General features: G+C 51.7%; 23 protein-coding genes. 16 read left to right on the forward strand and 7 right to left on the reverse strand.

Annotated features, from left to right (window positions below; translation table 11 throughout):
* Positions 1-189 precede the first annotated feature (189 nt).
* The 16 genes from rsmH (at position 190) to mutT (ending at position 20,660) form a co-directional block, all read left to right on the forward strand.
* Positions 190-1,137 carry a 16S rRNA (cytosine(1402)-N(4))-methyltransferase RsmH gene (gene rsmH, locus ACVA53_RS08210; RefSeq protein ID WP_255040792.1) on the forward strand — a complete coding sequence of 316 codons (948 nt, stop codon included), beginning with the start codon at positions 190-192 and terminating at the stop codon, positions 1,135-1,137.
* Positions 1,134-1,454, forward strand: coding sequence for a cell division protein FtsL (gene ftsL, locus ACVA53_RS08215; protein ID WP_255040793.1), 321 nt, complete (start codon positions 1,134-1,136; stop codon positions 1,452-1,454). Before rsmH ends, ftsL begins: the two co-directional genes overlap by 4 nt.
* The gene (locus ACVA53_RS08220; protein WP_255040794.1) at positions 1,454-3,232 is read left to right on the forward strand and encodes a penicillin-binding transpeptidase domain-containing protein; all 1,779 of its coding nucleotides are present in this window, start codon (positions 1,454-1,456) and stop codon (positions 3,230-3,232) included. Before ftsL ends, ACVA53_RS08220 begins: the two co-directional genes overlap by 1 nt.
* Entirely contained in the window at positions 3,219-4,730 is a 1,512-nt protein-coding gene (gene murE / locus ACVA53_RS08225; RefSeq protein WP_446504871.1) for a UDP-N-acetylmuramoyl-L-alanyl-D-glutamate--2,6-diaminopimelate ligase, read from the forward strand. The genes ACVA53_RS08220 and murE overlap by 14 nt, the downstream gene beginning before the upstream one ends.
* Positions 4,727-6,115 carry a UDP-N-acetylmuramoyl-tripeptide--D-alanyl-D-alanine ligase gene (gene murF, locus ACVA53_RS08230; RefSeq protein ID WP_255040796.1) on the forward strand — a complete coding sequence of 463 codons (1,389 nt, stop codon included), beginning with the start codon at positions 4,727-4,729 and terminating at the stop codon, positions 6,113-6,115. The genes murE and murF overlap by 4 nt, the downstream gene beginning before the upstream one ends.
* Positions 6,115-7,197, forward strand: coding sequence for a phospho-N-acetylmuramoyl-pentapeptide-transferase (mraY, locus tag ACVA53_RS08235; RefSeq protein WP_107350029.1), 1,083 nt, complete (start codon positions 6,115-6,117; stop codon positions 7,195-7,197). The genes murF and mraY overlap by 1 nt, the downstream gene beginning before the upstream one ends.
* Before the next feature lies 1 nt (position 7,198).
* A complete protein-coding gene (murD, locus tag ACVA53_RS08240; RefSeq protein WP_255040797.1) occupies positions 7,199-8,584 on the forward strand; it encodes a UDP-N-acetylmuramoyl-L-alanine--D-glutamate ligase in 1,386 nt (461 codons plus the stop codon).
* On the forward strand, positions 8,584-9,792 hold the full coding sequence (ftsW, locus tag ACVA53_RS08245) for a cell division protein FtsW (protein ID WP_255040798.1): 1,209 nt from the start codon (positions 8,584-8,586) through the stop codon (positions 9,790-9,792). The genes murD and ftsW overlap by 1 nt, the downstream gene beginning before the upstream one ends.
* Entirely contained in the window at positions 9,779-10,849 is a 1,071-nt protein-coding gene (gene murG / locus ACVA53_RS08250; RefSeq protein ID WP_255040799.1) for an undecaprenyldiphospho-muramoylpentapeptide beta-N-acetylglucosaminyltransferase, read from the forward strand. Before ftsW ends, murG begins: the two co-directional genes overlap by 14 nt.
* Positions 10,850-10,866: 17 nt before the next feature.
* The gene (gene murC / locus ACVA53_RS08255; RefSeq protein ID WP_255040800.1) at positions 10,867-12,327 is read left to right on the forward strand and encodes a UDP-N-acetylmuramate--L-alanine ligase; all 1,461 of its coding nucleotides are present in this window, start codon (positions 10,867-10,869) and stop codon (positions 12,325-12,327) included.
* A 216-nt stretch (positions 12,328-12,543) separates the two neighbouring features.
* The gene (locus ACVA53_RS08260) at positions 12,544-13,311 is read left to right on the forward strand and encodes a cell division protein FtsQ/DivIB (protein ID WP_255040801.1); all 768 of its coding nucleotides are present in this window, start codon (positions 12,544-12,546) and stop codon (positions 13,309-13,311) included.
* A gap of 52 nt (positions 13,312-13,363) precedes the next feature.
* Positions 13,364-14,620 carry a cell division protein FtsA gene (ftsA, locus tag ACVA53_RS08265; protein ID WP_255040802.1) on the forward strand — a complete coding sequence of 419 codons (1,257 nt, stop codon included), beginning with the start codon at positions 13,364-13,366 and terminating at the stop codon, positions 14,618-14,620.
* Positions 14,621-14,653: 33 nt separating this feature from the next.
* Positions 14,654-15,847, forward strand: coding sequence for a cell division protein FtsZ (gene ftsZ, locus ACVA53_RS08270; protein ID WP_446504872.1), 1,194 nt, complete (start codon positions 14,654-14,656; stop codon positions 15,845-15,847).
* A gap of 114 nt (positions 15,848-15,961) precedes the next feature.
* Positions 15,962-16,879 carry a UDP-3-O-acyl-N-acetylglucosamine deacetylase gene (gene lpxC, locus ACVA53_RS08275; protein WP_255040804.1) on the forward strand — a complete coding sequence of 306 codons (918 nt, stop codon included), beginning with the start codon at positions 15,962-15,964 and terminating at the stop codon, positions 16,877-16,879.
* Positions 16,880-17,418: 539 nt separating this feature from the next.
* Positions 17,419-20,145: a preprotein translocase subunit SecA gene (secA, locus tag ACVA53_RS08280; protein WP_255040805.1), complete on the forward strand. Its 2,727-nt coding sequence runs from the start codon at positions 17,419-17,421 to the stop codon at positions 20,143-20,145.
* 101 nt (positions 20,146-20,246) lie between these two features.
* Positions 20,247-20,660, forward strand: coding sequence for an 8-oxo-dGTP diphosphatase MutT (gene mutT, locus ACVA53_RS08285; RefSeq protein WP_446504873.1), 414 nt, complete (start codon positions 20,247-20,249; stop codon positions 20,658-20,660).
* A gap of 121 nt (positions 20,661-20,781) precedes the next feature.
* Here mutT and yacG read toward each other — a convergent pair whose 3' ends face one another.
* The 7 genes from yacG to ACVA53_RS08320 all read right to left on the reverse strand — a co-directional run bounded on the left by yacG (position 20,782) and on the right by ACVA53_RS08320 (position 26,843).
* Positions 20,782-21,000: a DNA gyrase inhibitor YacG gene (gene yacG, locus ACVA53_RS08290; RefSeq protein WP_255040807.1), complete on the reverse strand. Its 219-nt coding sequence runs from the start codon at positions 20,998-21,000 to the stop codon at positions 20,782-20,784.
* 8 nt (positions 21,001-21,008) lie between these two features.
* Positions 21,009-21,746, reverse strand: coding sequence for a cell division protein ZapD (gene zapD, locus ACVA53_RS08295; RefSeq protein WP_446504874.1), 738 nt, complete (start codon positions 21,744-21,746; stop codon positions 21,009-21,011).
* Between the two features lie 19 nt (positions 21,747-21,765).
* A complete protein-coding gene (gene coaE, locus ACVA53_RS08300) occupies positions 21,766-22,386 on the reverse strand; it encodes a dephospho-CoA kinase (protein ID WP_255040809.1) in 621 nt (206 codons plus the stop codon).
* 3 nt (positions 22,387-22,389) lie between these two features.
* Positions 22,390-23,259 carry a prepilin peptidase gene (locus ACVA53_RS08305; protein WP_255040810.1) on the reverse strand — a complete coding sequence of 290 codons (870 nt, stop codon included), beginning with the start codon at positions 23,257-23,259 and terminating at the stop codon, positions 22,390-22,392.
* A gap of 141 nt (positions 23,260-23,400) precedes the next feature.
* Positions 23,401-24,621 carry a type II secretion system F family protein gene (locus tag ACVA53_RS08310; protein WP_255040811.1) on the reverse strand — a complete coding sequence of 407 codons (1,221 nt, stop codon included), beginning with the start codon at positions 24,619-24,621 and terminating at the stop codon, positions 23,401-23,403.
* A gap of 75 nt (positions 24,622-24,696) precedes the next feature.
* On the reverse strand, positions 24,697-26,397 hold the full coding sequence (gene pilB / locus ACVA53_RS08315) for a type IV-A pilus assembly ATPase PilB (protein WP_446504875.1): 1,701 nt from the start codon (positions 26,395-26,397) through the stop codon (positions 24,697-24,699).
* A complete protein-coding gene (locus ACVA53_RS08320; RefSeq protein WP_255040813.1) occupies positions 26,397-26,843 on the reverse strand; it encodes a pilin in 447 nt (148 codons plus the stop codon). The genes pilB and ACVA53_RS08320 overlap by 1 nt, the downstream gene beginning before the upstream one ends.
* Positions 26,844-26,921 lie beyond the last annotated feature (78 nt).

The raw sequence follows: 26,921 nt of genomic DNA on the forward strand, positions 1-26,921 counted from the left end.
GTTAGAATTGCGGCCCTCGGCTTGACATCTTTTTTATCAAATACGTACACTTTGCAGTGGGAAATTGCAGAAAATGCTTTTAAAACATTGTTTTAATAGCCTAAGTTTATGAATTTCCACTGTTACTGGATTTTATGCCAGTTCGTTGATAACGGACTGTACGGTTTCACAAGAGCTGAATAAATACTTATGTCTGAACAGTTTGAGCACGTCTCGGTTTTACTTCATGAATCTGTTGATGGTTTGGCCATCAAACCAGATGGTATCTACATCGATGGGACATTTGGCCGTGGTGGACACAGTCGATTGATCCTTTCCCAGCTAGGTGAAAACGGGCGCCTTTACAGTATTGACCGTGATCCTCAGGCGATTGCCGAAGCCCAGAAAATTAATGATCCTCGGTTTAATATTATCCATGGCCCGTTTTCTGGCATGGAGCAATATATGGAAGAGCGTGACTTGATCGGCCGCGTGGATGGCGTGCTGCTGGATTTAGGTGTGTCTTCCCCGCAGTTGGACGATGCTGAACGCGGCTTTAGTTTTATGCGTGATGGGCCGCTTGATATGCGTATGGACCCGACATCAGGGATCTCGGCAGCGGATTGGCTGGCTGAAGCAGAAGCTGATGATATAGCCTGGGTACTGAAAGAGTTCGGGGAAGAGCGTTTTGCCAAGCGTATCGCCCGCGGCATTGTGGCATACCGAGAAGATCCGGAAAACGAGCCGTTGACCCGTACCACCCAGTTGGCGAAGCTGATTGCCAATGTTTCGCCGTTCAAGGATAAACACAAGCACCCTGCAACGCGCAGCTTCCAGGCGATCCGTATTTATATCAACAGTGAGCTAGAAGAAATCGAGACAGCGTTGAAAGGTGCGGTCAATATTCTGGCAACCGGCGGTCGTTTGTCAGTGATCAGCTTCCATTCGCTGGAAGATCGGATGGTGAAGCGTTTTATCCGCAAGCAGAGTAAAGGGCCGGAAGTACCAGCTGGCTTACCGTTGACCGAAGAGCAAATCAAGGCACTGGGTAGTGCAGATCTCAAGCAGGTAAGTAAAGCGATTAAACCGTCACAAAACGAAGTGAGCGGTAATACTCGCTCTCGTAGTTCAGTGCTGCGCTTGGCCGAACGCCTATGAAGCAACAACCGGAACCTACAGATAACCTGGCCCAGATAGTAGGCCGGGATCTGTTATCTGTCGGTCGTATTCCGATGATATTGTTGGTTCTGGTGTTGGTTTCTGCATTGGGAGTGGTTTTGATCACCCATCACTCCCGTCAAATGATTGCCCAGCAGGAGCAGTTGCTGATCGAGCGGGATCAGCTCGATATCGAGTGGCGTAATCAGATCCTTGAAGAGAGCTCACTGGCCGAGCATAGCCGTATTGAACGTTTAGCCGAACAGGATATGGACATGCAACGTCCATCACGTGATAGCGAAGTTATTGTCAAATAATGAAGAAAACAAAACCTATCAAGCGTTCTGATAAGCAGAATCAACGTCGACAAAAAGCGCCACCGGCATTTATCCCGTGGCGCTTTGGTGTTATTTGCGCATGTATATTCTTGGCGTTGGTGGCCCTTGTGGGTCGCTCGGCCTATATTCAGGTCCTCGAGCCTGGCAAGTTGATCCAGGAAGGGGATCTGCGCTCACTTAGGGTCAAGGCTCTGCCTTCTGCCCGCGGCATTATCTCCGATCGCAATGGCGAGCAACTGGCTGTCAGTGTGCCGGTTCAGGCTGTATGGGCTGATCCGGTGCAGATTTTTAAACGTAATGGCTTGGCCCAGCCCGAGCGCTGGTATGCCCTTGCCGATGTCTTGGGGATTGATCGTCAAGGGTTGATGACCCGCATTGAGAAAAACAGCAAGCGTCGTTTTATCTACTTGCAACGCCAGGTGAGCCCGGCCATGGCTGCTTATGTCAGTAAGCTCAAGCTACCCGGTGTTGGCCTGAAAGATGAATCCCGCCGTTTCTACCCTGCCGGCGAGGTCAGCGCGCATCTCGTTGGTGTTACCGGTATTGATAGCCACGGCCTCGAAGGGGTCGAGCGAACCTATGATGGTTGGCTGACCGGAGAGCCGGGACGCCGTACCGTGCGCAAAGACCGTTATGGCCGTGTCGTTGAGAATATTTCCCTTAAAAAGCGTGAGCCGGGCAAGTCACTTAGCCTGAGTATCGATCAGCGACTTCAAGCTGTTGCTTATCGTGCGGTGAAACAAGCGGTCGCCGATTATCAGGCAACATCCGCATCGGTGGTGATGGTTGATGTACGAACCGGTGAAATAATGGCGATGGTTAACGCGCCTTCTTATAACCCGAATAACCGCGATCAGTTGCAAAGCTTTAGGATGCGTAACCGGGTCATTACCGATGCCATGGAACCGGGGTCGACCATCAAGCCATTTGTAGTCTTGGCTGCGATGGAAAATGGTGTTGCGGATGAAAATACCGTTATCGATACCGGCAACGGGCTGATGCAAATTGGTGGTAGCCGAGTGCGAGATGTTTCGCGGGTTGGCAAAGCCAATCTCGCCAAAATTCTGCAAAAGTCCAGTAATATCGGGGTGAGCAAGCTTTCGTTGGCGATGCCGGTCGATGCGGTGCTGGGGATGTACAGCAGCGTGGGGATGGGGGACGCCTCGGGGATCAACCTGATCGGCGAGGCACAAGGTTTTTTCCCCAACCGCCGTCGGTGGTCTGATTTTGAACGGGCTACTCTCTCCTTCGGCTACGGTATCTCGGTGACCCCAATCCAGTTAGTGCGCGCTTACGCCACTTTGGGTGCGATGGGCGTCAACCGACCGCTTTCTATCCTGAAGACCGAAGCGGTTGTGCCTGGGCGCCAGGTCGTGTCGGCCGAGAACACCCGTGAGCTACTCGATATGCTTGAACTGGTCACCCACAAAGGGGGCAGTGCCCACCGTGCAGCGGTACCGGGATACCGGGTCGGCGCAAAAACAGGTACGGCGAAAAAAGCGGTTGCAGGTGGCTACAGTGATGAATATGTTGCGATGACCGCTGGACTGGCGCCGATCAGTAACCCAAGGTTGGCGATGGTCGTGGTGGTCAACGAACCCCAGGGTGATGCTTACTACGGTGGTGCCATTGCTGCGCCGATTTTCTCCGAAGTGATGGAGAGTGCATTGCAGATTTTGAATATCCCGCCGGATGCGGGAACGCTTGAAGATTTAAACGTTGTGAACCACAGAGGCAATACCCATGCCGGAACCTAAAGTATTACACGCCGTTGGTGAGCTATTATCGCCATGGCTGGAGGGCCTTTGCCTACCTGAATCAGTGGCCGCGGTCTCCATTTCGGGGATGACCCTCGATAGCCGGCAGATCAAGCCAGGTGAGATGTTTGTCGCCGTTAAGGGCCACAGTGTTGATGGCCGACGGTTTATTGCTAAGGCGCAACAGGCCGGAGCGGCATTGGTGTTGGCACAAGCCGATACCGAGCAGCCGTATATCGAACAAAGCACTGAAGGTGCAGTGATTTATCTTCCTCTTCTTGGAGAGTTGCTCTCGGCCATTGCCAAGCGTTTTTATGGGGCTCCTGATGAGCAAATCGAGGTTGTTGCCGTTACGGGCACCAATGGCAAAACCACCATCAGCCAGTTGCTGGCGCAATGGGCGATGTTGTTGGGTCAGCCGGCTGGCGTGATGGGAACAACGGGTAATGGCCTGTTAGATCAGATCCAACCTGCGACCAACACCACCGGAAGTGCACTTGAAATCCCTTGTGTATTACAGCAGATGGCGACTCAGGGAGCTCGCTTTGCGGCAATGGAAGTGTCTTCTCATGGTTTGGTACAGGGGCGAGTAAAAGCGCTAGCATTCAAAGCCAGTATCTTTACCAACCTAAGCCGTGATCATCTTGATTATCACGGTGATATGGCCAGCTATGCCGAGGCCAAGAAAACCTTGTTTACCGAGCACCAGTGTGGTGTGGCGGTGATTAACGCTGATGATGTGGTTGGTCGTGAATGGCTGGCCGATCTACCGCATGCGGTTGCTGTCGCCATGGAGCTGAAGCACCTAGCTGGCCATACCGGCAAGCAGCTTTGGCTGGAGTCGGTTGAGTACAGCGCCCAAGGTGTGAGCGTGGCCTTTGATTCAAGCTGGGGAGTCGGGCAATTTACCGCGCCGCTAGTCGGGGCGTTTAATGTCACTAACTTACTACTGTCACTGGCAACGCTGCTGGCGACAGGTCATCAGATGTCAGCGTTGCTGACTGTTGCACCGCAATTGCAGGCCGTAACAGGGCGGATGGAAGTTTTTCAAAAGCCTGACAAACCTATGATGGTTGTTGATTATGCTCACACCCCCGATGCGCTGGAGAAAGCCTTGCAGGCTTTGCGCGTGCATTGCCACGGCCAACTTTGGTGTATTTTCGGCTGTGGTGGCGACCGCGACCGCGGCAAGCGCCCCTTGATGGCGCTGGCAGCGGAAAACTTGGCAGATAAGGTTATCCTGACCGATGACAACCCGCGCAGCGAGTCACCGTCGGCCATTATGGCGGATATGCTGGCTGGACTGGCAAAGCCGGAGCTGGCCCAAACGATTCACGATCGCCGTGAAGCGTGTCAGTGGGCACTTACCCAAGCGGGTACCGACGATATCGTGTTGGTGGCGGGTAAAGGCCACGAGGACTACCAAATTTTAGCAGGCCGCACCATTCATTACTCTGACCGCGAGACGGTCGCCGAACTGCTGGAGGCAAAGGTATGATCCCGGTACAACTCTCTCAATTGGCTGATGTATTGGGTGGAAAACTGTTCGGTAATGACATCACTATTTCTGCGGTATCCACCGATACCCGCCAAATCGCGGATAATACCCTGTTTATTGCCCTGATTGGCGAACGCTTTGATGCCCATGACTTCTGCCACAACGCCAAAGAGCAGGGGGCTGCAGCTTTGTTGGTGAGTAAGCACTTACCGGTTAACCTACCTCAGCTGGTGGTTGATGATACCCATAAGGCACTTGGCCAACTGGGTGCGTGGCTTAAGGCTGAAATGGAACTGCATCATGGTTTGAAAACGGTAGCACTGACTGGCAGCTGCGGGAAAACCACGGTGAAGGAAATGGCGGCTGCTATTTTGGCGCTCAAAGGCAAGGTGCTGGCAACAGGTGGTAACTTCAATAACGATATCGGTGTACCGCTGACCTTGCTTCGGCTTGAGCCTGAGCATGAGTTTGCGGTGATTGAGCTGGGCGCCAATCACCAAAAAGAAATCGCCTACACCACGAATTTGGTCAAGCCGCAGGTGGCGTTGATCAACAACCTGGCTGCCGCTCACCTCGAAGGGTTTGGCTCGCTGGACGGTGTGGCAAAAGCCAAGGGCGAAATATTCGAAGGTTTAGAAGAGCGAGGTAAAGAGGCCGTTGCCATTATCAACCTTGACTCTAATGCCCAGGATAAGTGGCACCAAATGCTGGAAAACCATCAGTTACAGACGTTTTCTGCTACTCAGCCTGAAGCAGATTTTCATGCGGTTGATATAAGTATTAACAGTATGGGCCGTGCTTGCTTTACAATGCGCACCCCCACAGCAACATTTCCGGTTAGTTTGACACTGGCTGGTGGCCATAATGTTGCCAATGCCCTTGCTGCCGCAGCGTTGGCAATGGCGATGGGCGCAACCCCGGAGCAGGTACAAGCTGGTCTGGGCGGCGTGGCCAATGTGAAAGGCCGTGTTGATGTTACTGAACCGTGCCCTAATTTGAGGCTGGTGGATGATACCTACAATGCCAGTGTCGCGTCGGTTAAGGCCGCTATCGACCTATTGGCTGGCTTTGAAGGGCAGCGTTGGTTCGTGTTGGGGGATATGGCCGAGCTGGGCGATGACAGTGTATCACTGCACCGAGAAGTGGCAGAGTATGCCCTTGAACGTCGCTTGGATAAGGTTATGACCTTTGGCAGTGCCAGCCAAATAGTCAGTACGCTGAACAACGGCCAACATTTTAACGATAAAACAGCACTGATCGAGACTTTGCAGCAGCAGCTTGATCCTTTGCTCAATGAAGATAACACCCAAGTGACAGTGCTGGCAAAAGGAGCGCGTAGCTCCCGCATGGAAGATGTGATTGTTGCACTGCAGGAATATAAATAATGATTTACTGGTTAGCTGACTTACTGGAATCGACATTTCCATTTTTTCGCCTGTTTGAATACCTGACTTTCCGCGCCATTATCAGTATCTTGACGGCACTGATGATTTCGCTGTGGATGGGGCCTCGCCTGATCGCCCGCCTGCAGATGCTGCAGATCGGCCAGGTGGTCCGTCACGACGGCCCTGAGTCGCACTTTAGCAAACGTGGTACCCCAACGATGGGCGGGATCATGATCCTGGCAGCGATTGCGATTACCGTCTTACTGTGGGCTGATCTGAGCAACCCGTATGTCTGGGCGGTACTCACCGTCATGTTGGGCTACGGTGCGGTTGGCTTTGTCGATGATTACCGCAAGGTCGTTCGCAAGAACACCGATGGTCTGATCGCGCGCTGGAAGTATTTCTGGCAGTCGGTGATTGCGCTGGGCGTGGCCTTTGCTCTGTATATTCATGGTCAAGATACTGTTGCAACCCAGCTGGTGGTGCCATTCTTCAAGGATGTTATGCCGCAGCTTGGTTTGTTCTACATCGTCTTTACCTATTTCGTGATTGTTGGTACCAGTAATGCGGTAAATCTGACCGATGGCCTTGATGGCTTGGCAATCATGCCGACCGTCATGGTTGCGGGTGGTATGGCCTTTATTGCTTGGGCTACCGGCAACGTTAATTTTGCTAACTACCTGCATATCCCATACCTGAAAGATGCCAGTGAATTGGTTGTCGTTTGTACCGCAATTGTCGGGGCTGGTTTGGGCTTTTTGTGGTTCAACACCTATCCGGCACAAGTCTTTATGGGCGATGTTGGTTCGCTTGCCTTAGGCGGTGCACTGGGCACCATCGCCGTATTGGTTCGCCAGGAACTACTGCTGGTTGTGATGGGCGGTGTATTCGTGATGGAAACCGTATCGGTGATCCTGCAGGTTGGTTCATACAAGCTGCGTGGTCAGCGGATCTTCCGCATGGCACCGATCCACCACCACTATGAATTGAAAGGTTGGCCGGAGCCTCGTGTGATCGTGCGTTTCTGGATCATTACCCTGATGCTGGTACTGATCGCGCTGGCGACCCTGAAGGTACGATAAAATGAAAGGCTTGGAAGGTGTTAAACGGGTTGTGGTGATCGGGCTGGGTATGACCGGCCTGTCGGTGGTGAACCATTTGTTGAGGTCGACTCAGCCATTGGATATCAAGGTCATTGATACCCGCGAGCACCCTCCTGGCCGTGAGCAATTGCCCGAGTCAGTCGCGCTGTGCAGTGGCCAGTGGCAGATGGAGTGGCTGATGGCGGCCGATTTGATTGTCTCAAGCCCGGGGATCGCTTTGGCCACCCCGCAGCTGCAGCAAGCGGCTACCGCCGGCATTGAGATTGTCGGTGATATCGAACTGTTTGCCCGTGCGGTCGACAAACCTGTGGTGGCGATCACTGGCTCCAATGGCAAGAGCACTGTCACTAGCTTGGTTGGCGAAATGGCCAAAGAAGCCGGTATTAACGTCGGTGTCGGCGGCAATATCGGTTTTGCCGCCTTGGATATGCTAGCGCAAGTTCATGACCTATATGTGCTTGAACTTTCTAGTTTCCAGCTCGAAACCACCTCTAACCTATCTCTTAAAGCTGCGGCATACCTGAATTTGTCCGAAGATCATATGGACCGCTACCCAGGTGGCTTGGCGCAGTACAGCGCCGCCAAGATGCGTATTTTTGATTATGCCGAATTGGCAGTGTTCAACCGCGACGATCTGGCGACTCAGCCGGGTGCTGACAATCTAGTCTCTGAACAGAAAGCCTTCAACGGTGATCTGGTAAGCTTTGGCCTGAATGACGGTCAGACAAATCACACCGACCGCTATGGGTTGGTGATGCTTCAAGGTGAAGAATGGCTGGCCGTGGCTGGTGAGCCTATTATGCCAAGTAACGATATCGCCTTGGTAGGGCGCCACAATGTGGCCAACAGCCTTGCCGCATTGGCGTTGGCCGATGCCGTTGGTATCGAACGTGGTGCCGCCTGCCGAGCGCTACGCCGTTATAATGGTCTGGCCCACCGCTGTCAGCTCGTTGCCGAGCAACATGGCGTGAAGTGGGTCAATGATTCCAAGGCGACAAATCTGGCCAGTACCCTGGCAGCTCTTAATGGTTTGCAGCTCAACGGCAAGCTTCACTTGTTGGTTGGTGGTGATGGCAAGGGGGCGGATTTTTCCGAGCTAGCGCCAGTCTTGGCAGCCTTAGATACCCAGTTGTATTGCTTTGGCCGTGATGGAAATCAGTTTGCCCCGCTAGTCTCCCAGCCTGTAGTGGTCGAGACGATGGAGCAAGCCATGTCACAGGCTGCGCAAACAGCCAGTGCTGGAGATATGATCTTGTTATCGCCGGCCTGTGCGAGCCTCGATCAATTTGCTAACTTTATGGTACGTGGTGATACGTTTGTCGAATTGGCACTATCATTACAGCACCAAGTAGGCATGGAAAGCTGATGGCGGGAGCGGTAAAGGAAGGGATGGGGCAGTTTTTTGATTGGATGACAAAGCCGGCGGCACAGAGCCCGTATGACAGACAGTTGGTCTGGATTGCGTTGGCCTTGATGGTGACTGGCTTGGTGATGGTAACATCTGCCTCGGTCCCGATTGCGACCCGCTTGACGGATATGCCGTTCTATTTTGCCCTACGCCATGGTTTTTTCCTTTTTTGCTCACTGGTATTGGCCAGCTTTGTTTTGATGATCCCGCTTGAGAAGTGGCGTCAGTACAGCGTGCCAATGTTGATCCTCTCTATGGTTTTGCTGGTGCTGGTGCTCGGGGTTGGCCGTTCGGTCAATGGTGCATCGCGTTGGATCCCGCTGGGGATTTTCAACCTTCAGCCAGCCGAAGTGGCCAAGCTTTCCTTGTTCCTCTTCATGTCCGGCTACCTGGTTCGGCAGTACGAGCAGGTTCGACAGTCGTTTGTCGGTTTTGCTAAACCCTTGCTGGTCTTGGCGTTACTTGGTGCTCTGCTGCTAGAACAACCTGATCTCGGCTCATTCGTGGTGATGTTCGTGACTACGGTCGGCATGTTGTTTATTGCTGGCGCCAAACTGTGGCAGTTTATTGTGATGATTGGTTCGGCTTGCTTTGGCATTGGTCTGCTAATCGTCTTCGAACCCTACCGTTTGCGACGGGTGACCTCGTTTATGGATCCGTGGGAAGATCCGTTCGGTAGTGGCTACCAGTTGACTCAATCTCTGATGGCCTTCGGACGAGGGGAATGGTTCGGGCAAGGTCTTGGTAACTCAATCCAGAAACTGGAATACCTGCCAGAGGCGCATACCGACTTTGTATTTGCAGTGCTGGCCGAGGAAGTCGGCTTGATCGGTGTTACGGTCGTTTTACTGCTTATCTTCGCATTGGTTTTCAAAGCGCTGATGATTGGCCGCCGTTGCCTGCAGACCGAGCAGCTATTTGGTGGCTTCCTCGCCTTTGGCTTTGGCTTCTGGTTTGCTTTTCAAACCTTGGTCAATGTGGGGGCCGCGGCGGGAATGGTGCCGACCAAGGGACTGACCCTGCCGCTGATCAGTTACGGTGGCTCAAGTTTATTTATTATGGCTACTGCGGTCGCCATTTTGATTCGAATTGATTATGAGCAGCGGATAGCTGCCAAAGCGATGCCGGATCCGGAAGTAGAAGAAAATGACAATGAACAAGAATAAACGCCTGCTGGTTATGGCGGGCGGGACCGGAGGACATGTCTTTCCGGGGCTAGCTGTCGCCAAGCGGTTACAGCAAGAAGGTTGGGACATCCGCTGGCTAGGTACTGCTGATCGTATGGAAGCCGAGTTGGTACCGAAACACGGTATTGATATTGACTTTATCAAGGTCAAAGGGTTACGAGGCCAAGGTATTTCCCGCTTGTTGGCGGCGCCTTTCAAAATTGTCGGCGCGATTATGCAGGCAAGAAAATATATTAAGGCGTGGCAACCAGATGCCGTGCTGGGCATGGGCGGCTATGTCAGTGGTCCGGGCGGTGTTGCCGCTTGGTTGTCAGGTGTCCCTGTGATCTTGCATGAGCAAAACGCGGTGGCAGGCTTGACCAACCAATGGCTGTCCCGCATTGCAGCCCGTGTGCTGCAGGCGTTCCCTGGTGCCTTCCCGAATAGTGAGGTTGTCGGTAATCCTGTACGTCAGGACGTGGTGTCACTGGCATCGCCTGCGCAACGTTTTGCTGAGCGTGATGGCCCTATCCGGATCTTGGTAATGGGCGGCAGCCAAGGCGCGCGGATCCTTAATCAAACTCTGCCTCAAGTTGCGGGTTTACTGGGCGATCGTGTCACAGTGTGGCACCAGGCAGGTAAAGGTGCTCAGGCCCAAACTGAGCAGGATTATAGCCAATATGCCAACCAGCAGGCCAACAACATCCGAGTCACCGAATTTATCGATGATGTGGCAGCAGCCTATGCTTGGGCCGATATCGTTGTTTGTCGCTCGGGTGCCCTAACCGTTTCTGAGCTATCGGCAGCTGGCCTTGGCGCCGTGTTTGTGCCATTCATGCACAAAGATCGCCAGCAGGCGCTAAATGCTGACCATTTGGTCCAGTGCGGTGCCGCGAAAATGATTGAGCAGCCCGAGTTGACCGTAGAAGGTCTGGCTGACACCTTACAGCAATTAGATCGTGCACAGCTGGCCAAGATGGCACAGGCAGCACGTGACGCAGCGATTGTTGATGCCGACCGCCGGGTGGCGGAAGTGATCAAGTCGCTGGCAAAATAATAAGACGAGACAAAGTGATGAGTAAACTGGATAACCAGCAATTAGCAAAAATTAGAACCATGGTGCCAGAGATGCGCCGCGTAGAGCGTATCCACTTTGTTGGAATCGGTGGTGCCGGCATGAGCGGTATCGCGGAAGTATTGGTTAACGAAGGCTACCACGTTAGCGGTTCAGACTTGGCGCCAAATGCGGTGACCAACCGGTTGGCAGAAAAAGGGGCGGAGATTTTCTTTGGCCATGCTGCCACCAATGTCGAAGGATCCAGTGTAGTGGTGGCCTCGACCGCCATTGACCAGAGCAACCCTGAACTGACTGCTGCCCGCGAGCTGCGTATACCTGTGGTTCGCCGTGCGGAAATGCTGGCAGAGCTGATGCGCTACCGCCACGGTATCGCGATTGCTGGCACCCATGGTAAAACGACAACCACCGCGCTGGTTACCCAGATCTATTCTGAAGCGGGGTTGGATCCAACGTTCGTCAATGGTGGTTTGGTCAAGAGCGCAGGCACTAACGCCCGGCTGGGATCGAGTCGTTACCTGATCGCTGAAGCTGACGAGAGTGATGCATCATTCCTGCACCTGCAGCCGATGGTATGTGTGGTGACGAATATTGAAGCTGACCACATGGATACCTATGGTGGTGACTTTGAAGTGCTGAAACAGACATTTATCGATTTTCTTCACAACCTGCCGTTTTATGGTTTGGCGGTGATGTGCATTGATGATCCTGTGGTGCGTGAGCTGCTTCCCAAAATTGGCCGTCAGGTTATTACTTATGGCTTCTCTGAAGATGCTGATGTGCGTTTGGTTGATTATGATCAGCGCGGTCAGCAGGGACACTTCTCTATACTACGTAAAGACAAACCAGCCTTGGAAATCAAACTGAATATTCCAGGTAAGCACAACGCCCTGAATGCGACGGCAGCTGTCGCTGTTGCGTCTGAAGAAGGTGTTGCCGATGAAGCGATCATTCACGCTCTGGCTGGGTTTGAAGGAACAGGCCGACGTTTTGACCATCTTGGCGATTTCGAGACAGGTAACGGCAAAGTGATGCTGGTTGATGATTACGGCCACCACCCGAGTGAAGTGGATGTGACGATTCAGGCCGCCCGTGCAGGCTGGGAAGAAAAGCGTCTGGTCATGGTGTTCCAACCACACCGCTATAGTCGGACCCGTGATCTGTATGACGATTTTGCTCATGTTCTCGAGCAAGTTGATGTACTTGTTATGCTGGACGTGTATTCTGCCGGTGAAGTGCCGATTGCTGGCGCGGATGGCCGCGCTTTGTGTCGCACTATTCGTGGTCGTGGTAAATTGGATCCGATTTTTGTCCCTAATATCGATGCATTGCCATCTGCTTTGGCCAATATTCTACAAAATGATGATTTGGTTCTGACACAGGGAGCTGGCGATGTTGGCAAAATCGCTCGTCAGTTAGCAGATATGCAACTGAATATTGAGCAGATGAGCCAACAATAAATTTTGGCTGTATAAAAAATATATATTTGGCTTGTTTTTTGCCTTGATTTAAGCTTATAGCCAAGGATCTGCGAGGAATCGGCTATCAGATGTTGGAGAGCTGCAGCTTGCTCGCTATAATCTGTCAACTTTACGTGAAAAGCGGAAAGGGTGAGGGAATGTCTTTGCCGCTTTTGCTGGTTAGTTATCGGCTATGACATCGGGATTAAACTATTTATGGCTGATAGTGTCCTAAAAAGAATATCGTTTTCTCCTGCGGCATCATTACAAAACCGCGGGGGATTGGCTTTTTTTCTCTTTGTGATCGGGTTTGTTGCCTGGCTTTTCAGCGCGGCAATCAACTGGATGACAGATGCCAACCGGCTGCCGTTGTCACAGCTGGTGATTCAAGGTGAGTTACACTACCTCACTCCCGGTGATGTCCGGGAAGGTATAATGCACCTTGAACAGCTAGGCAGTTTCATGACCCAAGATGTTGATGACATTCAGCATGCCCTGGAGGCCATGCCCTGGGTCGCTCGGGCTGCTGTGCGCAAGCAGTGGCCGGATACCCTCAAGGTATTTATTGGTGAGCAAGATCCCGCAGCGTCTTGGAATGGCCATAATTTGGTCAATCAGGACGGTGAGGTGTTCGAGGCATCGCCTGATCAGGCTGGGCAATTGCTGGTGGGTTTAGCAGGACCCGAAGGGACCAGTTTAGAAGTATTGTCTGCGTTGCACGAAATGCAACCAAGGTTACAGCATGCGGGCTTTGAAATTGCTACGCTGGCATTAAATGAACGTCGAGCTTGGCGAGTTTGGTTAACCAACGGCGTCAGGCTTGAATTAGGGCGTAAGGAGCGAATGGAGCGAATCGAACGTTTCATTGCCTTATCCCCGCAATTAGAACAGCAAGGACAGGCTATCGAGTACATAGATTTGCGCTATGATACCGGGGCTGCTGTAGGCTGGGTCATCGATCCAGATCAAAGCAAAACCAAATAGATCGGCTCGGCCGCAGCCTGTTTGGCTTAAGAGAACTATAAGAGTAGGCGCTATGACGAAGGCGGCAGATAAAAAACTGATAGTAGGCCTGGATATTGGTACGTCCAAAGTCAGTGCTTTAGTCGGTGAAGTGCTACCGGATGGCGAAGTTAACGTCATCGGAGAAGGTAGCAGTCCGTCCAGTGGGATGGACAAGGGCGGAGTGAATGATCTTGAGTCTGTAGTCAAATCGGTACAGGGCGCGATCTACAAAGCAGAGCTGATGGCAGATTGCCAGATCTCTTCGGTATTTCTGTCTCTGTCAGGCAAGCATATCCGCTGCCAGACGGAAGAAGGCATGGTGCCGATTTCTGACAAAGAAGTCACTCAGGATGATGTTGATAATGTCATTCACACCGCTAAATCGGTAAAAATTAGTGATGAACATAAAGTTTTACATGTAATTCCTCAAGAATTTGCTATTGATTATCAAGAGGGAATTAAAAATCCTGTTGGTTTATCTGGGGTACGCATGGAAGCCAGTGTTCATTTGATCACCTGCCATAACGACATGGCGCGAAATATCGTCAAGGCGGTAGAGCGCTGTGAACTCAAAGTCGATCAGCTTATTTTCTCCGGTTTGGCAGCTAGTCATGCAGTATTGACGCCTGATGAGCGTGAGCTCGGTGTATGCGTGGTTGATATTGGTGGCGGTACGATGGATATTGCTGTCTGGACCGGTGGCGCTTTGCGTCATGCGGCCGTGATTCCTTATGCGGGTAATGTTGTGACCAGTGACATTGCCTATGCGTTCGGTACCCCGTTGGGTGATGCCGAGGAAATTAAAGTTAAATATGGCTGTGCATTGAGCGAGCTGGTTAGCAAAGATGCCAAGGTCGATGTACCGAGTGTTGGTGGTCGTCCGTCGCGCAGCCTACAGAGTCAAACGTTGGCCGAAGTGATAGAGCCCCGCTACAGCGAGCTGTTGGGGTTGGTTAATCAGAAGCTGATAGAAGTACAAGATCAACTGCGTAATGCAGGAGTTAAGCATCAGCTGGCAGCAGGCATTGTCCTGACCGGCGGTGCCGCTCAGATGGAAGGCTTGGTGGAGTGCGCTGAGCGCGTATTCAGCAACCAGGTACGTGTCGGCTTACCACTGAATATGGTAGGACTGACCGAACATGTGCAATTCCCACATTATGCGACTGCAGTAGGCTTACTGCATTACGGAAAGGATAGTCAGACATTTGACGATAGTGAAATTGAGCAGAAACGTTCTGTTTCTGGTTTTTTCTCTAAGCTTAGTGGCTGGTTAAGAAAAGAATTTTAAACCTGATGCGAACAGGATGGACGGAGAGAACACATGTTTGAACCGATGATGGAAATGTCTGACGAAGCAGTAATTAAAGTCATAGGCGTTGGCGGCGGCGGTGGTAACGCAGTCGATCACATGGTACGTGAATCAATCGAGGGTGTTGAGTTTATCAGTGTAAACACTGATGCTCAGGCACTTCGTAAAACCAATGTAAGTACAGTGATCCAGATCGGTGGGGCAATCACCAAAGGTCTGGGTGCGGGCGCTAACCCACAGGTTGGCCGTGACTCGGCATTGGAAGATCGCGAAGCGATCAAGGCAGAGCTTGATGGCTCTGACATGATTTTCATCGCAGCTGGCATGGGTGGCGGTACCGGTACTGGTGCAGCCCCGATCATTGCCGAAGTGGCGAAAGAGCTAGGGATCCTGACTGTTGCGGTGGTGACTAAGCCATTTAGCTTCGAAGGCAAAAAGCGCATGGCGTTTGCCGAGCAGGGTATTGAGGAGCTGTCAAAACACGTTGACTCGTTGATCACTATCCCTAACGAAAAACTACTCAAAGTGCTTGGCCGTGGTATCACGTTATTGGATGCTTTTGCCAAAGCAAATGACGTATTGAAAAATGCGGTACAGGGTATTGCCGAGCTGATCACCCGCCCGGGTATGATCAACGTCGACTTTGCTGACGTACGCACTGTTATGTCTGAAATGGGTCATGCCATGATGGGCAGCGGTGTTGCAACTGGTGATGACCGTGCTGAAGAAGCGGCGGAAATGGCTATTTCAAGCCCGCTTCTTGAAGATATCGACTTGGCTGGCGCGCGTGGTGTTCTTGTTAACATTACAGCGGGTCTGGACATGCGTTTGGATGAGTTCGAAACGGTCGGTAATACAGTGAAGGCGTTTGCTTCTGACAACGCAACCGTTGTTATCGGTACATCGCTGGATCCAGAAATGTCTGACGAGCTACGAGTAACGGTTGTGGCGACGGGTATTGGCAAAGAATGCAAGCCTGACATTACCTTGGTGACGGGAACGGCTAAGCCTGTACAGGCTGTGGCTTCTGAGAAGCCTGCGGCAGCGCCTGCATCGGCGGAAGAAGCTAAAGCGGCGCCATTGAGCCAGCCTGCTGCGGCAGCTGATTCTGCCAACCCGCAGGCGGCAACGGCAGCAAATCCTAAGCCTCAGGCGGATCACGACTACCTTGATATCCCAGCATTTTTGCGCAAGCAAGCTGACTAAGCGCGCAAATATTTTGGGAAGCTGGTTAAAAAGTGATATAATATCCGCTCTTGCCTTTTTTTTAACGAAGGGTAAGGGCCGATATGATGGCAATTTAATAGTTGAGACAAGCAGATGATAAGACAACGTACACTGAAAAGCATTGTGCAAACGACTGGGGTGGGACTTCACTCTGGCCGTAAAGTGACGCTTATTCTTCGTCCTGCTGCTGCAAACACTGGTGTGATTTATCGCCGTACCGATTTGAATCCGCCTGTTGATTTTCCAGCAGACGCAGACTCGGTTCGCGACACCATGTTGTGTACAGCCTTGGTTAATGAACAAGGCGTACGTATCTCAACCGTTGAGCACCTTAACGCTGCCTTGGCAGGAATGGGTATCGATAATGTAATTATCGAGGTTGATGCACCTGAAATCCCTATTATGGATGGCAGTGCAAGCCCGTTCATCTACCTGCTGCAGTCTGCTGGTATCGATACCTTGAATACGCCAAAGCGCTTCTTGCGTATCAAAAAAACTGTTCGCGTCGAAGATGGTGACAAATGGGCAGAACTTCGTCCTTTTAACGGGTTCCGTCTGGATTTCGCTATCGATTTTAATCACCCGGCGATTGAATCAGAGCAGCAGCGTTTGGTTCTGGATTTTTCCAGCCAGTCATTTGTCAAAGATATCAGTCGTGCCCGTACTTTCGGCTTCATGCGTGATATCGAATACCTTCAGTCGCAAAACCTGTGTCTGGGTGGTAGCTTTGATAATGCCATCGTGCTTGATGATTACCGTATCCTTAATGATGAAGGGCTGCGTTTCGACAACGAGCTTGTGACCCACAAAGTACTGGACGCCATTGGTGACCTTTACATGTGTGGCCATAACATCATTGGTGAAATGGTGGCTTATAAGTCAGGTCATGCGCTAAACAACATGCTGCTGCGTGCAGTACTTGCTGATCAAGAAGCGTATGAGTGGGCGACCTTCACTGACGAGCAGCAGGTTCCTGTTACCTTTGCTCAACCAGGTATGGTACTGGCGTAATATTGCCTTGTACTCGCGAAAAGATTTTAAAAACGCCGGACCTTGTCCGGCGTTTTTTTATGCCTCGGCTTTGGTAGGTTGACGGTATTTGGAGCGTTGAGCACGCATTACTCTGCTTTATGGGATAAAAGTGGCGGTTAAGTTCTAATATTTCGAATATGAAAAACGTCGTCAGGGCATTTGCCATAGGCGACATCGCCAATATGGCTTATTATATCTAGCTTGGGAGGGGGTTGGACCAAGTGTATTTGGCTGATTGAAGTCTGCTGAGGTTTCCCTCCATGGATAGCCGATGGTGTTCAATTTCTGGTATTGTTTTCATTTATCCCTTGAAATGGTCAATTTGTACCACAATATCATCATTAACCATTGTTTTTCGTATCGGCTTCCGTAGTCACACCAGTGGCGAATTTAGACGGGACAGGGATGATTAATCGCAAGTCTAAGTCTAGCGTCTTGTTGATATAATCCCGGTTGAAAAATTCAAATTAAGAATTCAGCCTGATGGGCTGAACTAACTAAGAGAAAACGGCAACGCCATGTTATCAAAACTACTGACCAAAGTTATCGGTAGCCGTAACGACCGCACACTGCGTCGTATGCGCAAAATTGTTGACCAGATCAACAAGCTTGAACCTCAATTCGAAAGCTTGCAGGACGAAGAACTAAAGGCCAAAACGGTTGAATTCCGCGAGCGTATTGAGCAAGGTGAAAGCCTTGACGAGCTACTACCTGAAGCCTTTGCTACCGTACGTGAAGCATCCAATCGTGTGTTTGGTATGCGCCACTTCGACGTTCAGCTGATCGGTGGTATGGTACTGAATGCTTGCCAGATCGCGGAGATGCGTACTGGTGAAGGTAAGACCCTGACAGCGACCCTGCCAGCCTACCTCAATGCCCTGACCGGTAAAGGCGTGCACATTGTTACGGTGAATGACTACCTAGCTGCACGTGATGCTGAAACCAACCGCGCTTTATTTGAATTCCTAGGTATGACGGTTGGCGTTAATGTGCCAAACATGCCGCCTCAGGCGAAGAAAGAAGCCTACGCAGCCGACATCCTATACGGCACAAACAACGAATTTGGTTTTGATTACCTGCGTGACAACATGGCGTTCCGCCCAGAAGACCGCGTACAGCGCGAGCGTTTCTTCGCGGTAGTCGATGAAGTCGACTCCATCCTTATCGATGAAGCCCGTACCCCGCTTATCATTTCTGGTCCAGCCGAAGATAGCTCGGAGCTATACACCAAGATCAATACTCTGATCCCACAGCTGGTGAAGCAGGATCAAGAAGACAGCGAAGAATACCGCGGTGAAGGCCACTACACGGTTGATGAGAAGTCGAAGCAGTCCCACCTTACCGAAAACGGTCAGGAGTTTGTCGAAGACTTGCTTAAGCAACACGGCATGATGGAAGAGGGCGATACGCTTTACTCGCCAGCAAACATCAGCCTGCTGCACCACGTTAATGCCGCATTGCGTGCCCATGTGCTGTTCGAGCGTGACGTTGACTACATTGTTAAAGATGATGAAGTGATCATCGTTGATGAGCACACCGGTCGTACCATGCCGGGCCGCCGCTGGTCTGAAGGTCTGCACCAGGCTGTTGAAGCCAAAGAAGGGGTGAAGATCCAAAACGAGAACCAGACGCTGGCGTCTATCACGTTCCAGAACTACTTCCGTCTTTACTCCAAGCTGTCAGGCATGACAGGTACCGCTGATACCGAAGCATTCGAATTCCAGTCTATCTATGGTCTTGAAACGGTTGTGTTGCCAACCAACAAGCCGATGATCCGTGATGACATGGGTGATTTGGTTTACATGACCGAGCTAGAGAAATTTGCGGCGATCAGTGAAGACATCAAAGAGCGTGTCGAAAAAGGTCAGCCGGTGCTGGTTGGTACTGTTTCGATTGAAAAATCTGAATTGCTTTCTAACGCGCTGAAGAAGCAAGGTATCAAGCACGAAGTCTTGAATGCCAAGTTCCACGAGCGTGAAGCCGATATCGTTGCTCAGGCTGGTGCGCCTCGTGCGGTGACTATCGCAACCAACATGGCTGGTCGTGGTACGGATATCGTACTGGGTGGTTCATGGCAGAGCGAAGTGGCGAAGCTGGATAACCCAACAGACGATCAAATCGCCAAGATCAAAGCCGATTGGCAGCAGCTGCACGATGCCGTGCTGGCGTCTGGTGGTCTGCACATTATCGGTACCGAGCGCCATGAATCTCGCCGTATTGATAACCAGCTGCGTGGTCGTTCAGGTCGTCAGGGTGATGCCGGTTCATCGCGCTTCTATCTATCGATGGAAGATGGCCTGATGCGTATCTTCGCTTCGGATCGTGTTTCGAACATGATGAAGAAGCTGGGTATGGAAGAAGGCGAAGCGATTGAGCACCCATGGGTGACCAAGGCGATTGAAAACGCTCAGCGCAAGGTTGAAGGCCGTAACTTCGATATCCGTAAGCAGCTGCTTGAATTCGATGATGTGGCCAACGACCAGCGTAAGGTGGTTTACGAGCTGCGTGACGAGTTGATGAACGCTGAAGATATCAGCGAGATGATCGAACAGAACCGCGAAGACGTGATCCAATCTGTTATCGATGGCTACATCCCGCCACAATCCCTGGAAGAAATGTGGGATATCCAAGGCCTAGAAGAGCGTCTGAAAGCCGATTACGATATGGAATTGCCTATCCAGGAGTGGCTGGACAGCGAAGAAAAACTGTACGAAGAAGCGCTGCGTGAGCGCATCGTAGAGCAAGCTGTTGAAATTTACCGTCATAAAGAAGACGTTGTGGGTGCGGAAGTGCTGCGTAACTTCGAGAAGACGGTAATGCTGCAAAACCTTGATACGCTGTGGAAAGAGCACTTGGCGGCAATGGATCACCTGCGCCAGGGTATCCACTTGCGTGGCTACGCCCAGAAAAACCCAAAACAGGAATACAAGCGTGAGTCGTTTGAACTGTTCGAAGGTATGCTGGAAAGCCTGAAATCTGACGTTATTGCGATTCTGAGCAAGGTACGTGTTCAGCAGCAGGAAGAGGTTGAGCGTGTTGAAGAAGAGCGCCGCCGCCAAGCTGAAGAGCTTGCTCGCCGTCAGCAATTCCAGCACCAGAATGCGGAAAACCAAATTGCTGACGAAAGCCAAGAAAGCGATGAAGCTGCACCATACCAACGCGAAGAACGCAAGGTAGGCCGTAACGAGTCTTGTCCATGTGGCTCTGGCAAGAAGTACAAGCAATGCCACGGTAAGATTAACTAACCGGGTTGCTTAACTCATACAAAAGGCCGCTTTGCGGCCTTTTTCTTATGCTTCACTTAATAAAGAGATCTGATGATCAGGCAATGAGAGAGTAAACGGCTTTGGAAAAGAAACAGGTGTGGATATCGGCAGGGATCATTCTTAATGCCGAACAAGATAAAGTATTCATAACCCAGCGTGCTGCTAAGACCCATAAGGGCGGTTTTTGGGAGTTTGCCGGCGGCAAGGTCGAAGCAGGCGAAACGGCCGAGCAGGCGGTTGTTAGGGAGCTGTATGAGGAAGTCGGCATACAGGCGACTACGCTGGAACACTTCATGGCGTTGGTGCATGACTACCCGGAGAAGTCGTTGAAGTTCGATTTCTTTTTGGTACGTGCATTTGAAGGCAAGGCGTTCGGCAAAGAAGGCCAGCCAAGTGAATGGGTTCGGTTGGATGAGTTGGTCAATTATGCCTTCCCTGAAGCCAATGACGTCGTGCTCGAGAAGTTGATGGGACTTTGCGAGGCTAGTGGCTGAAGGCGATCGGCCAGTGAGCTCTATATAAAAGGGTGGCTTATCAAAAGTAAGCCACCCTTTTTTAATCAGTGAGTAATGCTTCTATAGGCTCTTCCTCTAGCCCATAGCCCCTCGCCAGACATCAATATCCCATATCTTCCGACCAACCGTCGGAATCAGACATATCCGGTGCACCTGGGATCGCTTTCTCTTCTTCAGCCCACTCGCCCAAGTCGATCAGCTGGCAGCGTTTGCAGCAGAACGGGCGGTACGGGCTATGCTCTCCCCACACAACATCAGTTTGGCAGGTCGGGCATTTCACCACGGTGATCGGTGTGGCTGGTGTGTTGGATTGCGTCACTTGTTACCTCAGCAAATCGCTAGTTTAAATTCAATCGTCTCGGCAATACCGGCACCTTCTTCAAATGGCATGAAGCGGATGGCAAACCGGCTGCGATGTCCCGATATCATAGGGTAGACACCATGGCTAGGGCAAATATCAAGTCGGATCAGGCTGGCTTCATCCGTATCATGCTGGAAGAAACCGCCACGTGCGACCTGGTTTTGGAACTGGCCGCTTTCTCGTACCAGCTTGAGCCAAAGGTTTAGGGCAACACTTAGCTCTTTGATTTGTAAGAGCCAGTTGCCCAGATCGCTCTGTTTGTGAGCAAGCGGCAAATGCAGCCAGTGGTGTAGGGCCGGTAAATCAAAGCAGCAGCTGCCTCCCGGGATCGACAGGCGTTGTTTGATCCCGCCGAGGAAGCGGTCTTCGCGCAGGGCTTGGCCCAGGCGATTGGCGGTCAACAACTGGTGTTGGGCCTGCTCCAATTGATCGAGCAGGGCCAGCAGGGCGGTTTGATCCACCCCGTCAATGTTGAGCCAGTGCTTGAGTCGTCCGCGTTGCTTGTCCAGATCTTTAGCGAGCTCTGCCTTGAGCTGGATCTGGTCGAGAATTTCCAGCAAATCAAACAGAGCGCGAAAAAATAGCTGATGCTGCCATGGATCGGTGAGATCGCTAGCATGGTGCATCTGACGGATCAGGTACTCCAAGCGAAGGTAAATTCGTACCTTTTCGTTTAACGGGTGTTCAAAGCGGTTTACTTGCATATCAACCTACCCAAATTAGTTAGCACTGCGGTGTATTGTTTTGCTGGCGGCTCAGCGCCAGGTATTCTTGGTGCAGTTTGGCCACTTGCTGCTCGAGGTTGTCACCATTGCCATTATTGCAGATCACATCGTCGGCAGCAGCAAGGCGCTGTTCACGGCTGGCCTGAGAAGCAAGAATGCGGCGAACCTGATCGGCAGGGACATTGTCCCGCTGCTGGGTCCGGGCAACCTGGATCGCTTCATCGACATCGACCACCAACAGGCGATCGGTCATTGCCTGAAGGTTATTTTCTACCATAAGCGGGACAACCAGCAAGCAATACGGTGATTGGGTGGCCGCGATATCCTGCTGCATCTTTTTCCTGATCATCGGATGCAATAATTGGTTAAGCCACTCTTTTAATTGACTATCACTGAAGATGGCTTCACGCAGCTTACTGCGATTGAGCGACCCATCTGTCAGTAAGATGTCAGAACCCAACCTCTCCACAATGGCCTGCAAGCCAGCACTGCCGGGCTCAACCACTTCGCGGGCAACGATATCGGCATCGATGATATCAATGTGCTGGGCGGCAAATAAATTAGCGATAGTTGTTTTGCCGCTACCGATCCCGCCAGTTAATCCGATTACAAGAGACATACATTAAAGCCCTAGGTAGGAGGTTAGATACCAATTGAGCAACGGCTCGCCCCACAGCATCGCCACCCAGCCGGCAGTCGCCAGATAAGGGCCGAACGAAAAAGGTTGTTGGCCGTCTGCCTGTTGGCGGCGCAGCATGATAATGCCGCAGATAGCACCGACCAGAGAGGAAAACAGCACGACAAACGGCAGTAACTGCCAACCCAGCCAAGCGCCGAGCGCAGCCAGAAGTTTGAAGTCACCGTATCCCATGCCTTCTTTACCGGTTAGTAACTTGAAGGCCCAGTACAAGCTCCATAGTGATAGGTAGCCAGCCATGGCACCAATAATGGCATCTCGCAGGCTGACCGGGGAGATCCCCAGTAGCGACAGCATCAAGCCAGCCCACATTAGCGGCAGGGTGATTTGATCCGGCAGTAACATCTTGTCGATGTCGATAAAGGTCAGGGCGATAAGCGCAAAGCTGAATAAAATGACCGCCAGTGACCACGTCGAAGGTGGTAGGTAGAGAGCGACAGTGGTACTTACGGCGGCGGTCAACACTTCGATGGCCGGATAACGGGCACTGATACTGGCTTTGCAGTGGCGGCACTTACCTTTAAGCAGCAGCCAGCTGATCACCGGAATGTTATCCCACATGCTGATCTGTTGCTGGCAGTGAGGGCAACGTGAACGCGGGACACTGAGGTTAAAGGTACTGGTGTCTTGCTGCGGGCCAAGCTCAGGAAAATACTCGATGCAGTCAGCTCTCCATTGGCGTTCCATCATAATTGGCAGGCGGTGGATCACCACGTTGAGGAAACTACCAATTAGCAATCCGAAAATTGCCGCAAAAACAGGAAATAACCAAGGATATACAGACAGCAGCGTCATGAAAAAACTCTCATATTACTCAATGGGGATATTGTAGGGGAATCGTGCCGGAGGATAAAGGCAGATCCTAGGAAAAGCGGTTGCTAAAACCTTGAAGACCATAGCCAAGAAGACCATGGCCTAGGCCCTCGCACCTTACGTCTAGCCAACCACACTCATCAGCTTGAACACTGGCATATACATAGCAACCAGTAGCCCGCCGATGACCCCGCCGAGGAACAGGATAATCAGCGGCTCTAGAATTTTACCCAGATTATCGACCGTATTGTCGACATCGCTTTCGTAGGTGAAGGCAATCTTGTTAAGCATGTCATCAATAGAGCCTGACTCTTCGCCGATCATTACCATTTGTAGCATCAGCTCGGGAAAAACTTCGCTGTGGCGCAGGGCGAGGTGAAGCGGCATACCAGCAGCCGTATTGCTGTGCGCGCCTTCAATAGCTTGCTCGATAAAGCGGTTGCCTGCGGTCTTGCCGGCAGCCTCTATACCTGACAGTAGCGGGATCCCCGAAGAGAAGGTGGTGGCAAGGGTGCGGGCGAAACGGGCAATTGCGGCTTTGAGCATGATAGGCCCGACAATAGGAAAGACGAGCAGGGCTCGATGGACCCGAAGTTTATTTTTGTCTGACCTACGGTAGGCCATGACGGCAAGTATGGAGACGGCCAGTAAGCCCAGTGCAAGGAGGGGGCCGTCGCTAAGCAAGAAGTTAGACACATCAATGATTTTCTGGGTGAGCCACGGCAGTTCAGCGCCAAATCCTTTGAAAATATTAGCAAATTGCGGGATCACGAAGATCAGCATCAACAAGGTAACAAGGATGGCGGTAATCGTGACCATGATGGGGTAAATCATCGCCTTGATGACCTTTTTGCGCATGGCTTCGCTTTTTTCCCGGTAGGTCGCAAGACGTTCAAAGGCTTGTGCTAAATGGCCAGTTTGCTCGCCAGTGGCGACGAGATCGCAATAGAAGTTATCGAACAACGGCGAGCTGGTATTCAAGGCTCTGGCCAGACTTAAGCCAGCTTCGACCTGATTGCTGACCATCGTTAGCGTGGCTCTGGCTTCGGCTTTGTTGTGGCTATGAGCAATCAGCTTGAGCGCCTGCACCACCGGGACACCAGAGTTGACGATAGTTGCCAGTTGGCGGGTGATGGCGGTGACATCTTTAGAGGTAAACTGGTTGCGCCGCTTGCTCAGCGTCGAGGGCTTGTAGCGTTTGATTTTCTTAGCCTGGATTTGTTGCTCATTGAGCTTGGCCCGGATTTCTTGCTCTTGGTAGCCAACCATGATGCCGGATAGGCGCTTACCGGTAGGGTTGATCCCGCGCCAGCGGTAATAGCGTATTTTTCTTTCCTGAGCCATGGGGAGTCCTTATTTAGCTAGGTGTCCGTGTTCTTTTAAGGTGGTGCTATGTGAGCATGTGTAAGCCAGGTGGCTTTACACGAAATGGAGCACACGCTGCAGCTCAGCCAAGCTGGTGGTACCTTGGCATAGTTTTTCGATACCGGCCTGTTTGAGGGTGATCATGCCTTGCTGGCAGGCGATGTCTTCGAGTTCTAACGTGCTGGCACCTTGCATCAGCGCTTGGGATAGCGGACGGGAAAAGGGCATGATTTCGTAAATGCCGACTCGGCCCAAATAGCCTTTGTTACAGTCATCACAACCGTTTGAGCTAGCCTTGAACAGTTTGGCATTCGGCGGTATGTCGAGCTTGGCACACAGCAACGGGTCGATATCGTCCGGCTCCTTGCAATGCGGGCACAGCCTGCGTGCGAGGCGCTGGGCAATGATCAGGCTGAGCGATGAGGCCAAGTTGAAATCTTCGATCCCCATGTTGGTCAATCGGGTGATGGTTTCGGCGGCTGAGTTAGTATGCAAGGTGGAGAGTACGAGGTGGCCGGTCTGGGCAGCTTTGACCGCAATGCCACCGGTTTCGATATCACGAATTTCGCCGACCATGACCACATCCGGGTCTTGGCGTAGGAAGGCCCGCAGCGCTTCGGCAAAGCCCAAGCCGGTTGCGGGGTTGATCTGTACCTGGTTAATCCCCGGCAGGTTGATCTCGACCGGATCTTCGGCGGTGGAAATATTGCGTGCTTCGGTATTAAGGATCCGCAACCCGGCATACAGTGATACGGTTTTGCCGCTACCGGTCGGGCCGGTCATCAGGATCATGCCCTGTGGCTGGTTCAATGCAGCAAGGTAGGCTTTTTTCTGACCGTCGTTGTAACCAAGCAGATCAATGTCGAGCTTGCTGCTGCTGGCATCGAGGATCCGCAATACCACTTTTTCACCCCACATGGTGGGCAGGGTCGAGACCCGTAGATCAACCGAAACCGCCTCTGATAGTTTGAGCTTGATCCGGCCATCTTGCGGGATCCGCCGCTCGGCAATATCGAGCCGCGACATTACCTTGAGACGGGTTGATAGTCGGCGCGACAGATTCGCTGGTGGGGTCGCATACTGGTGCAAAATCCCATCGCAACGAAAGCGGATCCGGAAAGTCTTTTCATAGGGCTCGAAATGGATATCCGAGGCGTGTTTGCGCAGTGCATCGAGCAAGGTTTGGTTGATATAACGGGTCACCGGGGCGCTGTCGCTGCTGAGATCCGTGGTGTCATCGATCAGCTCGCCATCACTGAGATCGACCAGCTCGGTCAGCTCACTGTCGCTGATGCCGCGTTGTGGCGCGTGCTGCTCGGTGCCCTTGAGCTCGCTGCCATAGACCCGGCGTATGGCTGCTTCAAGCTGTTTGTGTTCGAGTAATATTGGTTCGACATGCTTGCCGGTGGCAAAACGGAATTCATCGAGGGCATCGAGGTAGGTCGGATCGCACAGGCCGATAAACAGGGTATTGTCGGTGGCACTTAATGGCAGTACCCGGTGGCGCAGGATTAAGTCACGCAGGTTGAGAGTTTTGCAGCACTCGGCATAGTCATACTGGTGGGCATCGACCAGCGCGACAGCAAAAATCACTTCAAGCTGGCGTGCCAAGTCTTGGCTAGTCATGATCCCTAGGCCAATTAACGCCGCAGGTACAGACAGTTTCTCTGCCTGTACCTGATCGATCACCTGTTGCAACTGCACCGGGCTGATCAGCTCAGCCTGGTGCAGAATAGAAGCGAGGTTGGTGTGCATTAGCTTGCTGGGCACCAGTCTGTATTGCCATTACCTGTACATGTAGTCTCCCATACAACGCCATTAGTTGATAAAGTAGGGGTCAGTACAACAGTTGCTCCAACAGGAAGAGAGCCTTTTGCTACAGCTGTTGCTACTACGGTGCCAGTTGATGCTCCAAGTGTTGCCTGGGCCACTGTTGAATCAATAGTGAAATCGTCTGTAGCACTTTTCTGAAATTGTTGTTGGGCTGGAACACCACCATTACCACTTGAACAGTCACTTTTACCATCAAGAAGACAGATTCCAACAGCGGTTTTAAATGCGGCAGTAGCACTTAGCATCTCACTGGCATGAGCTCGCTTGGTGTAATTTTGATAAGCAGGTACAGCAAACGCACTCAATACACCAATAATCGCCACCACTATCATCAATTCAATCAGCGTAAAGCCTTTTTGTCCTTTCATTGTTTTGTCCTTGTCTTGTAACCATCACTGTTTATGTGTAGCCAGCATACGCTTGATATTCATGGTGTTTTATTGCCT

It is taken from the genome of Photobacterium sp. DNB23_23_1, from assembly GCF_052873815.1.

Excerpts from the sequence above, each read along its gene's own strand:
- ACVA53_RS08310 (WP_255040811.1), bottom strand. The coding sequence starts at position 24,621 with ATGGCTCAGGAAAGAAAAATACGCTATTACCGCTGGCGCGGGATCAAC.
- ftsW (WP_255040798.1), top strand. The coding sequence starts at position 8,584 with ATGGCGGGAGCGGTAAAGGAAGGGATGGGGCAGTTTTTTGATTGGATG.
- ftsA (WP_255040802.1), top strand. The coding sequence starts at position 13,364 with ATGACGAAGGCGGCAGATAAAAAACTGATAGTAGGCCTGGATATTGGT.
- murG (WP_255040799.1), top strand. The coding sequence starts at position 9,779 with ATGAACAAGAATAAACGCCTGCTGGTTATGGCGGGCGGGACCGGAGGA.
- ACVA53_RS08320 (WP_255040813.1), bottom strand. The coding sequence starts at position 26,843 with ATGAAAGGACAAAAAGGCTTTACGCTGATTGAATTGATGATAGTGGTG.
- ftsZ (WP_446504872.1), top strand. The coding sequence starts at position 14,654 with ATGTTTGAACCGATGATGGAAATGTCTGACGAAGCAGTAATTAAAGTC.
- rsmH (WP_255040792.1), top strand. The coding sequence starts at position 190 with ATGTCTGAACAGTTTGAGCACGTCTCGGTTTTACTTCATGAATCTGTT.
- ACVA53_RS08220 (WP_255040794.1), top strand. The coding sequence starts at position 1,454 with ATGAAGAAAACAAAACCTATCAAGCGTTCTGATAAGCAGAATCAACGT.
- lpxC (WP_255040804.1), top strand. The coding sequence starts at position 15,962 with ATGATAAGACAACGTACACTGAAAAGCATTGTGCAAACGACTGGGGTG.
- ACVA53_RS08305 (WP_255040810.1), bottom strand. The coding sequence starts at position 23,259 with ATGACGCTGCTGTCTGTATATCCTTGGTTATTTCCTGTTTTTGCGGCA.
- zapD (WP_446504874.1), bottom strand. The coding sequence starts at position 21,746 with ATGCAAGTAAACCGCTTTGAACACCCGTTAAACGAAAAGGTACGAATT.
- secA (WP_255040805.1), top strand. The coding sequence starts at position 17,419 with ATGTTATCAAAACTACTGACCAAAGTTATCGGTAGCCGTAACGACCGC.
- ACVA53_RS08260 (WP_255040801.1), top strand. The coding sequence starts at position 12,544 with ATGGCTGATAGTGTCCTAAAAAGAATATCGTTTTCTCCTGCGGCATCA.
- murC (WP_255040800.1), top strand. The coding sequence starts at position 10,867 with ATGAGTAAACTGGATAACCAGCAATTAGCAAAAATTAGAACCATGGTG.
- mraY (WP_107350029.1), top strand. The coding sequence starts at position 6,115 with ATGATTTACTGGTTAGCTGACTTACTGGAATCGACATTTCCATTTTTT.
- pilB (WP_446504875.1), bottom strand. The coding sequence starts at position 26,397 with ATGCACACCAACCTCGCTTCTATTCTGCACCAGGCTGAGCTGATCAGC.
- murF (WP_255040796.1), top strand. The coding sequence starts at position 4,727 with ATGATCCCGGTACAACTCTCTCAATTGGCTGATGTATTGGGTGGAAAA.
- coaE (WP_255040809.1), bottom strand. The coding sequence starts at position 22,386 with ATGTCTCTTGTAATCGGATTAACTGGCGGGATCGGTAGCGGCAAAACA.
- ftsL (WP_255040793.1), top strand. The coding sequence starts at position 1,134 with ATGAAGCAACAACCGGAACCTACAGATAACCTGGCCCAGATAGTAGGC.
- murD (WP_255040797.1), top strand. The coding sequence starts at position 7,199 with ATGAAAGGCTTGGAAGGTGTTAAACGGGTTGTGGTGATCGGGCTGGGT.
- murE (WP_446504871.1), top strand. The coding sequence starts at position 3,219 with ATGCCGGAACCTAAAGTATTACACGCCGTTGGTGAGCTATTATCGCCA.